A 12641-nucleotide genomic window follows, 5' to 3' on the forward strand; every position below is an offset into this window, starting at 1 on the left:
TAATATTGGTTGTGGTGGTCATGTTTATCTATGTAGTAATTGTTTTAATCGATCCTTATGGTCTGTGGAAGCAGGGGATGAAGCGGGATTTTTATGTTTCTTCTGCATTATGTCTAATTTCATTCTGTATTGCCTTTGCATTGGCAATGAGATGGTCGATTCCTAGTCCGTCACCATTCCTTGTGTATTGGATCAAGAAGCTATTCTAGGTATTAGCCTAAAGGGAGAATAGAGTATGAATAAAGAGATCATATCAACAGGGCATGCTATTAGTATTGCTGTCTTATTTATTATGGGGACTTCAATATTTATGGGCGTACCGGGACAATCCGGTAACAGTAACTGGATCGCCGTATTGTTAGCTATGGTGCTGGTTGCCCCACTTTTGCTGATATATGCCAGACTCCACGTCCTATTACCGGGTAAGGATCTATTTGATATGTTGATTACCGTGTTTGGCGGAATCCTGGGTCGAATCATCTCCACTCTTTATATATGGTATTCCTTTCATTTGGGGGTACTAATTATTAGAAACTTTGGAGAATTCAGTCGCACAATTACCTTAACGGATACCCCTATGTTAGCACCTATGATATGTCTGGGACTATTGTGTGTTTGGGTGGTTAAGGCGGGGATTGAAGTGATGGGGAGAAGCGCTAAGCTCCTGTTGCTGTTTGCTGTATTTGTTAATTTAGTACTGATAACACTCGCCTTTTCCAGACTGGAATATCATCATTTACTTCCTCTGTTGGACAAAGGCTGGCAGCCTTTATTAAGCGACACTCTGGGTACTTTTTCTTTTCCATTTGCGGAGATTGTAATATTTCTGGGAGCATTCAGTAATTTATCGGACAAGAGCTCAATACGGAAGATATTATTTGGTAGTCTAGTAATTTCAGGGGTGATTATCATTATGGCTACTTTGCGTAACCTGTTGATGCTGGGTCCTGAAGTTCTATCCAGTTTATATTTTCCCGCTTATGTGTCTGCTGGCCGTATTAATGTAGGTGATTTTCTGACCCGAATTGAAGGTTCATCGGCAGTTGCTTTTGTAATCACTACTTTTATCAAGACAAGTTTATGTCTGTATGTAGCGAGTAGTGGGATAGCAAAAGTACTTAAGCTCAAGAGTTACCGCTCTGTTGTGCTTCAGATGGGACTACTCATGATCTATTTTGCGGATTTTGTGTACAAGGATATTATGGAAATGTACTATTTTTCTTACCATATTTATAAAATATACGCCTTTCCTTTTCAGGTGATTATTCCACTGATGTTATGGATTTGCGCTGAAATTGTTGTGAGCCGGCGTAAAAATAAACAGCTAGCGCCGCAGTCACAGCAATAGCTCTAATAGGAGGATACAGGTGTCTCGTAAGCCTTAAAGTGGCTGGTTGCCCGTGTCTTTTTTTATTTCGTTTTATTTGATCACATTTACGCTTTTAAAGCCGCGGGAAATGTGCAAATAGCGTCCTCTGAGTCCGTAAGTTTCAGGAGAAGGCGATGATGCTATAATGATAGATACATAGATAGAGTTTACTTTTTTATTGAGAACAGGGGAGCTGATCTATCATTGAATACATATATTCTTATATATGATAGCTTTGTGCAGTTTGAGGTTACATTGGCAGCTTATTTTATGAAAACAAAGGGCGAGGTCTATACCTTAAGCTTGGAAGATAAGGCGGTAATTTCCTGCGAGGGTTTTTCTGTGAATCCATTAGTATTGGTTGAAAATGTGGACGTTAGCACCATAGATTTATTGATTATCCCTGGTGGGGAAACAGATAATTTAATAGGGCAGGAGGCTCTATTAGATTTAATCAGAAGCCTGAATCGAGCAGGAAAAGTCATCGCGGGCATTTGCGGTGGGGTATCCATTCTTAAGGCTGCCGGAGTACTGGATGGTAAGGTTTATGTGGACAATGAATCTGGGGTATCTAACGTCGTTGTCGATGGAACAATCATTACCGCTAAACCGAATGGATATGTAGACTTTGCGCTTGAAATTGGGCGAATAATGAGTATCTATAAAGATGAGGCAGATTTGCAAGAAACGATAGATTTCTTTAAACATTTTAAATCCGTCTAAGGAGTAGAAGAGGGGAAACATGTATGAACGTTAGCAATATCATTATGTCCTCTTATTGGGGTAGAGAGGTTAAACATAAATATATCACCCAAGGGTCCAAAGCGCTGGCTGTTATTTTTCCGGGTAAAAATTATTCAGCTGATCGCTCTCTGCTAGATTATGCGGCTAAAGCTGCCCGGGAGCATAATTGTGATGTTCTGCTTTTAGAATATGGTTACCAGAGTGCAAGGGTGGATTTCAAACGTGAAGAAATGAGTATTATCATTGAGGAATGTAAAGCTGTGATCGCTTCTCTTCCGGATTATAAGAGATTTCTTTTTATAAGTAAAAGCATGGGCGCTGTTATTGCAGGTAGAATAGCTGAAGAGCTAGAAATACAGAAGAAGACGTCTCATCTATATATCACCCCGTTGCCTGAGGCGGTGCCGCTGATTCAGCGGAGTCGTGGTACTGTAATCTATGGCGGCAGTGACCCCTTATTTGGTCAAGAACATTCCGGTGAAATTAGTGGGCTGAATCATTTGAAGGTGTATAGAATCGATGATGCTAATCATTCGCTGGAGGTAGGCAGTGTCAATGAGTCACTAGCTATACTGTTGGTCATCATTAATTTCTATCATGAGTTTTTCCGTGATGCTTTAAATACATAACTTTAGGAGATGATGATTGTGATTTTGGAAGCTGCGATGCTGCAAGTAAAGCCTGGTTTGACTACTGAATTTGAGCAAAGCTTCAAGGAGGCGTCAAGTTTAATCTCCTCGATAGAGGGTTATATGGGCCATGAATTACAACATTGCTTGGAGGATGATCATAAGTATCTGTTGCTGGTGAAGTGGAGAACGCTTGAAGACCACACTGTTGGTTTTAGAGAATCCAGCCAATATCAGGAATGGAAAGCACTCCTTCACCATTACTACGACCCATTTCCGGTAGTTGAGCATTTTACCCGCATTAATCTGGACTAAATGGAGGATACCGAATGAAGGCGAAGCTTGTTGGGGAAGGCAGAACAGCGGAGATCTGGCAACATGACGATCAGAGGATTCTTAAATTGTACCGGGAGGATATAGCAGAGCAACACGTCAGCCGGGAATATAAAATCAGCCGGTTTGTACATGCGCGGGGTGTTCGGACCCCTCAGCCTTTTGAGCTTATTACTGAACAGAATCGACAAGGTATCGTTTTTCAACAAATTCAGGGTCCCTCTTTACTAAAGGTGATGGGTGAGAAGCCTTGGAAAGTTACCCAATATGCCAGGCTGATGGCGGGGCTTCATTGTGATTTGCATAAGCTTGAAACTACAGAGGAAATCGGCCAGCAAAAGGATATGCTGAAAAGTCAGATCATGGTTGCCCCTATGCTGAGCGAAGAGGAAAAATCCGTCATTTTGAAGTATCTGGAGAAGCTGCCGGAAGGCACTCGTTTATGTCATGGGGATTTTCATCCCGACAATGTGCTTATGGATGAACAGCTCTGGGTGATCGACTGGATGACGGGTGTAGTGGGAGAACCTGCTGGAGATGCTGCGCGTTCCGTAGTGATGTTCAGTTTGGGAGCTATGCCTCCGGGAGCTTCTGCCTTCTCCAAATTAATGTTAGGTTTTATAAGAAAAAGATTAACTAAGGGATACATTCAAGAGTATCTCAGATTATCAGGACACACTTATGAGGACGTAGACCGCTGGATTTTGCCGATCGCGGCCGCGCGTCTGGTGGAGGGGCTTTCGCCTCCAGAGAAGGAGCTGCTGGTAAAAGAAGTTCGTAAACGTCTACACACCTTAGCCGCAGAGGTAAGCTGATCATGGCACAAAACGGAGGCGTATTCTATGACTACCTATATAGCGCTGCTGCGTGGAATTAACGTCGGCGGGAACAAAATTATTAAAATGCTGGACCTGAAGGCGATGTTTCAAGCTCTTGGATTTGCAAATGTACGAACGTATATTCAGAGCGGAAATGTCGTATTTGAGAGTGATGAAGGTTCGGTGAGCCTGCTTAGCGGAGTCATTGAACGTCAGATTCATGAGGTTTTTGGATTCGAGGTCTCTGTTATTATCCGTACTTTAGCGGAGATGGAGAACGTGATCGCTAACGATCCCTTTCAGCTCTCCGAGCCAGAGGAATTCAAAAGATGGTATGTTACTTTTTTACCAGCCGAGCCTTCAGCGGAAGCATTGGATAAACTGCGCACTTATGAGAATGGACCGGATAAGGTGCGTTTTGTCGGCAGAGAGATGTATATATTATATGAGGTCAGTGTGAGCCAATCGCCGCTTTTTAAAGTCCCTTTTGACAAAATACTCGGGATGCCCATTACCGCACGCAACTGGAACACGGTGAATAAGCTTGTTGCCATAGGCAAGATGGAATAACATAGTTTGGATTGAAAAGAGTACCGAAAGGCTCCACATTGTGGGGTCTTTTTTGCGTTCTGGCAGCCTCATTTATTCAGCAAACATTCAGCTTGCACTCATTGAGAGTTAAGGTATGGATGAAATAATACACCTACGGAAAGCTTGGGCCGGAGTTACAGAACTGCCGGCATATAGAATGATCAAGGGATAGGAGTGAATGGAGATGAGTTTTGCTAAAAAAATAAGCTCGGATCTTATACTGTGGCTCATTTTAATACTCGCTGCTTTTTTGTACGGTTATGGAGTTTGGAATGACCACTATGTGAATACATACTACACCACTGCTGTGGGAAGTATGCTGCAAAACTTTCATAATTTCTTCTTCGCTTCACTCGACTCTGCGGGTTCAGTCACGGTGGATAAACCACCGGTCACCTTTTGGATTCAGACTCTTAGCGCGCTCATCTTCGGGCTTCATGGCTGGAGTGTAATTTTGCCTCAGGCGCTTGGGGGCGTGGGCTCCGTGTTGCTCGTATACCTTCTGGTTAAACCTACCTTTGGTAAAGCGGCAGCACGTTTAGCAGCGCTGGCCATGGCAACAACTCCAGTAGCGGCGGCTGTTAGCCGGACGAATAACATTGATGCTTTGTTAGTATTCACGTTACTGTTGGCGGTTTGGTTTTTATTTAAAGGAACGAAGAGTAATAAGCTGGGCAGTCTCCTTGCCGCATTCGCTTTAATCGGTGTTGGGTTTAATGAGAAGATGCTGCAGGCTTATATGGTTTTGCCGGCTTTTTATCTCTTTTATGTCTTGGCTGCGAAAGTGAACTGGAAGCGAAAAACTGGAGTATTAGCGGCCTCGACAGCTATATTACTCGTGGTCTCGTTATCCTGGGCAGTGATAGTGGATTCGATTCCCGCTAGTAAACGACCTTATATCGGCAGCAGCGGTACTAACTCCGTGCTCAATCTTGCCTTTGGTTATAATGGTGTCGCGCGATTGACGGGTGATCGGGGAACAGGTGGCGGAGGTGGAATGCCTTCAATGAATGGTGGTGAGATGCCGAACATGAATGGCGAGATGCCAGCTATGAACGGTGAAAGACCCGCTATGAACGGGGCAGATGCTGAAAATGGTACGGATAGCGGACGTGGAGCATTTTCGGGTCGGCAAGGCATAAATTCAACCTCAGACGGTCAAAATGGCGCCGATGATGGAGGTTCACCAGGGCAACCACCCGGCGGTGGAACAGATAATCAAAACCGGCAATTTGGTGGTGAAGGTGGGGGCCAAGGACAACGCAGCGGCATGAATGGCGGCGGAGGTGGAATGTTCAATACTGGAACCGCAGGTCCACTGCGCCTGTTCCAATCAGAGCTGTCAGGTCAGGCAAGCTGGATGTTGCCTTTTGTATTGTTTGGTTGTATTGGATTATTCGCTAATCTGCGGAGAAGGAACTTTACGCAAGGGCATAAAGAAGCTCTATTCTGGTTAGCATGGCTGGTCCCGGTGATGGGATTCTTCAGTATTGCGGGATTCTTCCATCAATATTATCTGGTGATGATGGCTCCGCCGATAGCCGCGCTGGTCGGTGCAGGCTGGTCAAAGCTCTGGAGTCTGTATCGCGAGCACTCTGGTTGGCTGTCATGGCTATTGCCAGTTGCGACGCTGGTTACAGCAGTTTTTCAATGGTACATTATTCATCCTTATGACGATACGATTGGCAGGGGCTGGTCGATTGGCATTCTGGCAGCCGGTATAGTTGTTTCTTTGGTGCTGGTCGTTCTTAAAGGCAAGCAGAAGCCATTTGTTTTCTCGGCAAGTATTGTCGCTGTACTAGTATTGTTAATTGGCCCGCTCTACTGGGCAGCTACCCCAATTACTTATGGCCTGAATAGCCAAACCCCTGAAGCAGGACCAGGCAGCAGTGAGGGCAGAGGAGGAATGGGCGGCAATTCTAGCAACTTTGGGCGTAATAGCGCCACAAGTGCGAATGAGAGTCTGCTGTCCTATCTGGAGGAAAATAATACTGGGGAGCCTTATCTGTTTGCCGTATTGGATTATGGCACAGCAGCTCCTTATATCGTCGATAAGGGGGCATCGGTTGTTATTCTGAACGGTTTTTCCAATTCGGACACAGTATATACCACAGATACCCTAAAGGCGTTAGTAGAGAGTGGCAAGGTGAAATACTTCCTGCTGAGCAGCGGCGGTATGGGTGGTGGACGTGGAGGGAATTCTACGCTATCTACCTGGATTACCGACAATGGCACAGAGGTTCCAGCAGCGGATTGGGCAGGAAACGACGCTGGCAACAGCGGAACGTTATACAAAGTTACAGTTAACTAGTTCAGTGTTTTAGGATACGAAGCGTGCTAATACATTTGCAGGCACGCTTCAGCATTCAAATTAAAGGAGGAGCTGCTCATGAGTATCAACGTGCGCTATTCCATTATTATACCGATGTTTAATGAAGAGGCAGTCATTCAGGAAACGTATCGTCGTATTAAAAAAGTGATGGCAATGACGGAGGAAGTATATGAGCTGATCTTCGTGAATGACGGCAGCACAGACAACTGTGCCCAGATGATCGAGGAATATAGCTATTGGGATGAGAGTGTGAAGCTGATCGATTTGTCACGTAACTTTGGACATCAGATCGCTATTACTGCCGGAATGGACTATGCCCTTGGGGATGCAGTTGTCATTATTGATGCTGATTTGCAAGACCCGCCTGAATTGATCTTGGACATGATTGCAGAATGGAAGAAGGGGTATGAAGTTGTATATGCTAAACGGGTGAAGCGAAACGGTGAATCCTTATTCAAAAAGTGGACGGCCAGCCTGTTTTATAGAATTCTGCGTTATTCAACCGATATTTCTATCCCTGTGGATACAGGTGATTTTCGGCTCATAGATCGTAGGGTTTGCGAAGAGCTCAAACGTCTACCGGAGAAAAACCGTTTCGTACGCGGACTGGTCAGCTGGGTTGGTTTCCGTCAGAAGGCGATTGAATATGAACGGGATGAACGTCTGGCGGGGGAAACAAAATATCCACTAAAACGTATGATCAAGCTCTCTTTGGACGGAATCACCTCCTTTTCTTATAAGCCGCTGAAGCTGGCAGGATATTTGGGCGCACTGCTGTCGGCTTCTGGTTTTCTGTACCTTATGTATGTATTGTACCTGGTAATTTTTACAGACTCAGTCGTTAAGGGCTGGGCTTCGATGATTGGAATTACGCTGACCTTTAATGGCTTCGTACTCATTATGCTAGGAATACTAGGTGAGTATATCGGCCGGATTTATGATGAAACTAAGGGACGTCCGCTTTATATTGTCCAAGAGTTCTATGAAGGTAAGGGGCAGCAAAAGAATGTTCGTGAGCACCCTGTGACCCATCTCCGTAAATAAACTGCAAGGGAGGGATTCCTGATGAAGATTAGAAAAGCTGTCATTCCCGCCGCGGGCTTAGGCACTCGTTTCCTGCCTGCAACTAAGGCTCAGCCAAAAGAAATGCTGCCCATTGTGGATAAACCAGCGATTCAATATATCGTAGAGGAAGCCGTTCGGTCTGGTATTGAAAGTATTATCATCGTGACCGGCCGTAATAAGAAGTCGATTGAAGATCATTTTGATAAATCGGTGGAGCTGGAGCAGACGCTTCTGGAAAAAGGGAAAGAGGATCTACTTCGTGAAGTCCAGCTAATTAGTGAGCTAGCGAGCATCCATTACATTAGGCAAAAGGAGCCGCTGGGACTAGGCCATGCCATCCTTTGTGCGGAACAATTTATCGGTGATGAACCTTTTGCTGTTCTGCTTGGTGACGATATCATGGTCTCGGAGGACCCGGCGCTGTTGCAGATGATGAGATTGTATGAGCAAGAGGAGCAGACCATCGTCGGTGTGCAGCATGTGCCACGGCAGGAGGTTAACAAATATGGGATTATCTCCTCCAGCGGCCCACTAAATGGAGTTCATGAAGTAAAAGGATTGGTAGAGAAGCCCTCGCCTGAAACAGCTCCTTCAGAGTATGCCATTATGGGGCGATATATTTTGGAGCCTTCGATATTCACAGTGCTGGCTAACCTCGAACGTGGAGCGGGCGGTGAATATCAACTGACGGATGCTTTGCACGAGGTATGCCGGCATGAAGGATTGCTGGCGCTCGATTTAATCGGCAAGCGTTATGATATTGGTGATAAATTCGGTTACATTAAGGCCACGCTGGAGGTAGGTTTGATGCGGGAGGATTTGCGCCCATTATTGGTTCCGTATTTGCAGGAGCTGGCTGCTAGTCTTAAGGGAAGAGAAGAAGAAGTGGACTCCTTGCATCGGAGTATACACAGTTGAGGGAGAGGAACTGTTTCAAATGATCATAACATCGGCTTCGGCGGTGGCATGAGGTTTTGAAGCAGTTTTTTTGCGTGTGGTGTTCAATGGGCAGGTGAGGGACGAGCAAATAGGTGTACTTTATACAATTAAAAGTATGGGGGGACAGCTGCAAATCGATTTAGTTGCACTTGATACATCTATATCTTCACATCTTAGCTATAATGCTCATTTAGCCTGTTTTTAGTTGCATAAAATACACTTAAAACAGCCGTGTGGGTGTTATTGTTTGAAATAGCTGCATCAAGTGCAGTTATTTTAAAATCTCGTAACTTGGTTCTCCTTGGTGACGAAAAAATCCGGAAGACCGATTCCTAAGAATCATCCTCCGGATTATGATTTGAGTACTGAAGATTAAGCTTTCAACACATCATGATCAACGTAACGCGCGCCATTTAACTCGCTAATTACATTAATAGCTACCTTCGCACCATCGCCTGCGGTAATAATGGCATGTACACTTACTCCAGCAACAGTACCAGCAGCCCAAATACCTGCGATATTCGTTTTGCCTTCAGCATCAACGGCTACTACAGTTTTGATTCTTGGCTCTGTACCATCCTTAGTCTCTACGCCAGCTTTGGCAGCTAGATCTGTAAGGGCGCCTGTGGCAAGAATAACATGTTTTGCTTCATAGATAATTCCATCTTCAGTTTCAATGACAAAACCGTTGCCGCTGGAGGTGAGGTTGATAGCCTGCTCGGAAACCAGCTCAGCGCCAAATTTAACGGCTTGCTTATGCCCAGTTTCGACCAGCTCAGGACCACCTACTTCGGAAATTCCATAAAAGTTCTCAAACCAACCTCTGCGGGTCATGCCCTTATCGTTGTCGATCAGCAGCGTTTTTTTGCCCGCCTTGGCGGCGAACAGGGCTGCGCTTGCACCGGCAGGACCGGCGCCAATTACGGCGATTTCGTACATGTATTTACCTCCTAAAAGTTTTGTGGAGCGATGCTCCTTAGAATGGACTACATAGCAAAACTGGCAACGAAAGCATACGCTTGGTTTTGTGGAGCAAAACTGGCAACGAAAGCATACGCTTGGTTTTGTGGAGCGATGCTCCAGTTCCTCTTAATTATAACGGTTGTTACTGTTCCTTGGCTAATCCTTCCTCACAAGGCAGGCTGACCGTAAATGTTGTCCCCTCGCCGACGGTGCTATTTACACTAATCTTGCCGTGATGCGCCTCGACAATAGATTTTGTGATAGAGAGGCCTAAACCTGATCCGCCATATTTACGTGTGCGAGAGGAGTCACTGCGGTAGAATCGATCAAAGATATGTGGGATATGCTCTGCGGGAATTCCGCAGCCATTATCCCGCACGCTTAAGAGAGTCTGATTTCCTGCGGCTTGTAAAGAGAGATGAATGCTGCCTGCCGCGGCATCGGTATGCTGAACTGCATTGTGGAACAGATTCAGAATCACCTGCTTGAGCTTATAGGGATCATATTTACCACGGATGCCATAGGAGATATCAAAAGTAACTTTACGTTGATCTGCGAGCAAAAGCAGATGCGGCTTCATTTCGTGAATTACCTCGCTGAGAATCAGGTCAGTCATCTGCAGCTGTGGAGCTCCATCCATTCGAGCGAGCAGTAGCAGATCCTCGACCAGCTTATTGATCCGTTTCGATTCACCATGCATGCTTCGCAACGAGTTATATAACTGTTCTTTATTATCGGCGGCGCCCCGCAGCAAGACCTCAAGAAAACCGTGTATTGAGGTAAGCGGAGTTCTAAGCTCGTGAGAAGCATCGGCAGCGAACCTGCGCATCTGCTCCTTGGCCTCCCGTTCATTATGAAAGGATATTTCGAGACGTTCGAGCATACCATTGAATGAATGAGCAAGCTTGTCGATCTCGGCCTGTCCTTGGTCAACTGGAAACCGAATGTCCAAATTACCGGCATTAATGATCTCAGCCGATTCTCCCATATTAGAAAGAGGAACTAACGTCTTTCGCAGGGCCGGCAAGTATAGGAATAATCCAGTCAATAAAGCAATCACTGACAAACCTGCGTAGATCAGCAGCTGCTGCATAATCACATCCGTTAATGGCCCCGTGCTCACACTCATTTGCAGCAGCAATCTAGTATTTCCAGGCCTATAAAGATTCATGAATATGGCTAGATGTTCAGTGCCGTCTTCAGCTTGGATGAGCTTGTAATTTCCTGTTGCCCTATCTGTGGTGTGAATCAGCAGCGCATCGTATTGCTCATTGGTCAGCCTGGGTGCTGCTATATCTGAGAGGGTTAATTGCTGTAAATCCCTGAAGGTGCCATCCGAGCTGTACATGGCGAGAGTTGTATGGGCATCAAGCAGAAGCGGGCGCCGGTTCTCGCCAGTTCGCAGCCCACTTGGCATTTTATTCATGTCTTCTCTTTCCAACGGGAAATTGCTGTTAAACTCATTGTTTGTGTCATTTATACCTGTGGTGTCCTCGTCATAGGAATTAAAAAAGTTAAAAAACATCTCACGGGGGACAGAACGTATTTGCGCTTCCATAGACTCCGCTCTATTGCTGTATATAAAATCTCGCATAAGGATATATTGTAAGACTCCAATTAGCAGCAGCAATCCTGATAGAATGAGCAGCGATGTGGCAAGCAGCTGTTTACGCAGGGAACGTGGTGCAGGTAGTCTGCGAAGCCATCTGAAGATGGGAGTGCTCATAGATCCACCCGGTAGCCTGCGCCCCGCAGGGTACGGATAATACGGTGCTCCTTATCTCCGAGCTTCTCACGAAGCGAACGGATATAGACCTCAACGATATTTTCCTCACCGCCAAAATCATAGCCCCACACTTTATCAAGAATCATAGGCTTGCTGAGTACAAGGCCGTGATTGATAACGAGATACTGCAATAACTCGTATTCCGTAGGGGAGAGCTCAAGTACTTCTTCCCTGAAGCGAATTTCCTTTCGCCGGCTGTCAATTCGGAAAGGACCGCAGCGGACCTCGCCTAGCAGCCCCGGAAACTGATTCCGCAGCCGCGCTTGGATCCGCGCTAGTAATTCATCAAAGCTGAAGGGCTTGACCATATAGTCGTCAGCACCAATAGATAGTCCTTTTACGCGATCATCCACTTCGTCTTTTGCAGTAAGCATGATGACAGCTACCTCTGTCTCTTCTGAGCGCAGATAGTGACATACCTCGAATCCATCCATACCCGGCATCATAACATCCAGGATAGCTACATGGGGCTTGAATTCAGCTGCAATCGAAATGGCGCTTAGCCCGTCCGACGCGGTTCGTACTTCAAAACCTTCGTTAAGGAGACCCAGCTCCAGGAACTGTAATATATGAGGCTCATCATCTACGAGCAGAAGTCGAACTCCTTGTACTGCTTTCATCATAGGTTCCTCCAAATCGGTGATAGATAGCTTCATTATGCCATATCCGGTTGAATGTTTGCTGAAGACCGGATGATTCTTTTTCTAGAATAAATGAGTGGATTTCTTTCACATGGCTTTAAATTGGTTAATCTAGTTATAAGGAATATTAACGTGTTTAATGACAAACAGGGTTAAAAATTCCGGATTTTCGGAATTGCGATAAAGGGTTTTGACGAAGAATATAGAACACTTTACAATAAGGATAATCTCCTGATTCAGGCTCCTGATTTTGGAGAATGCTCTCCCTATTTTAGGTTAGATCATCCGAACGTGTAAAATTTCCTTCCTCGTTTTTTCAACTTTGTCATCTTCCTATCAAGGCTCATTTCTTTCTGGTGTATTTCTTTTCTAATTCACTTCTTTCTGGAATTCTGTTCATTCATCCTAGGTTTGCTGAACTTTATATTACC

At 45.3% G+C, this 12641-nt stretch carries 13 protein-coding genes; 10 read left to right on the forward strand and 3 right to left on the reverse strand.

From position 1 onward, the window contains the following. The first annotated feature begins 20 nt into the window (after positions 1-20). The 10 genes from MKZ16_RS02835 (at position 21) to galU (ending at position 8799) form a co-directional block, all read left to right on the forward strand. Positions 21-209: a hypothetical protein gene (locus MKZ16_RS02835; RefSeq protein WP_143760483.1), complete on the forward strand. Its 189-nt coding sequence runs from the start codon at positions 21-23 to the stop codon at positions 207-209. A 26-nt stretch (positions 210-235) separates the two neighbouring features. After that, positions 236-1348 (forward strand): endospore germination permease, encoded by a 1113-nt coding sequence (locus MKZ16_RS02840; RefSeq protein WP_076105948.1) that lies wholly within the window; start codon positions 236-238, stop codon positions 1346-1348. 225 nt (positions 1349-1573) lie between these two features. Then, on the forward strand, positions 1574-2092 hold the full coding sequence (locus MKZ16_RS02845; protein ID WP_076105951.1) for a DJ-1/PfpI family protein: 519 nt from the start codon (positions 1574-1576) through the stop codon (positions 2090-2092). A gap of 23 nt (positions 2093-2115) precedes the next feature. Then, positions 2116-2742, forward strand: coding sequence for an alpha/beta hydrolase (locus MKZ16_RS02850; RefSeq protein WP_036676765.1), 627 nt, complete (start codon positions 2116-2118; stop codon positions 2740-2742). 18 nt (positions 2743-2760) lie between these two features. After that, positions 2761-3057 carry an antibiotic biosynthesis monooxygenase gene (locus tag MKZ16_RS02855; protein WP_036676767.1) on the forward strand — a complete coding sequence of 99 codons (297 nt, stop codon included), beginning with the start codon at positions 2761-2763 and terminating at the stop codon, positions 3055-3057. A 14-nt stretch (positions 3058-3071) separates the two neighbouring features. Beyond that, positions 3072-3890, forward strand: coding sequence for an aminoglycoside phosphotransferase family protein (locus MKZ16_RS02860; RefSeq protein ID WP_038568584.1), 819 nt, complete (start codon positions 3072-3074; stop codon positions 3888-3890). A gap of 27 nt (positions 3891-3917) precedes the next feature. Continuing rightward, complete coding sequence (locus MKZ16_RS02865) at positions 3918-4463, forward strand: DUF1697 domain-containing protein (RefSeq protein WP_036676770.1); 546 nt, start codon at positions 3918-3920, stop codon at positions 4461-4463. 205 nt (positions 4464-4668) lie between these two features. Continuing rightward, complete coding sequence (locus MKZ16_RS02870) at positions 4669-6795, forward strand: glycosyltransferase family 39 protein (RefSeq protein WP_076105953.1); 2127 nt, start codon at positions 4669-4671, stop codon at positions 6793-6795. Between the two features lie 78 nt (positions 6796-6873). Continuing rightward, positions 6874-7860: a glycosyltransferase family 2 protein gene (locus MKZ16_RS02875; protein WP_036676773.1), complete on the forward strand. Its 987-nt coding sequence runs from the start codon at positions 6874-6876 to the stop codon at positions 7858-7860. 18 nt (positions 7861-7878) lie between these two features. Then, positions 7879-8799, forward strand: coding sequence for a UTP--glucose-1-phosphate uridylyltransferase GalU (gene galU, locus MKZ16_RS02880; RefSeq protein ID WP_218641946.1), 921 nt, complete (start codon positions 7879-7881; stop codon positions 8797-8799). Positions 8800-9192: 393 nt separating this feature from the next. Here galU and MKZ16_RS02885 read toward each other — a convergent pair whose 3' ends face one another. From MKZ16_RS02885 to MKZ16_RS02895, 3 genes are all read right to left on the reverse strand, one after another. Continuing rightward, a complete protein-coding gene (locus MKZ16_RS02885; protein WP_036676776.1) occupies positions 9193-9759 on the reverse strand; it encodes an FAD-dependent oxidoreductase in 567 nt (188 codons plus the stop codon). A 166-nt stretch (positions 9760-9925) separates the two neighbouring features. Next, a complete protein-coding gene (locus tag MKZ16_RS02890; protein WP_076105955.1) occupies positions 9926-11509 on the reverse strand; it encodes a HAMP domain-containing sensor histidine kinase in 1584 nt (527 codons plus the stop codon). Beyond that, positions 11506-12189 carry a response regulator transcription factor gene (locus MKZ16_RS02895; RefSeq protein ID WP_038568592.1) on the reverse strand — a complete coding sequence of 228 codons (684 nt, stop codon included), beginning with the start codon at positions 12187-12189 and terminating at the stop codon, positions 11506-11508. The genes MKZ16_RS02890 and MKZ16_RS02895 overlap by 4 nt, the downstream gene beginning before the upstream one ends. Positions 12190-12641 lie beyond the last annotated feature (452 nt).

The sequence above is a fragment of the Paenibacillus sp. FSL R5-0928 genome (assembly GCF_037970385.1).
Taxonomy (GTDB): Bacteria; Bacillota; Bacilli; order Paenibacillales; family Paenibacillaceae; genus Paenibacillus_AQ; species Paenibacillus_AQ odorifer.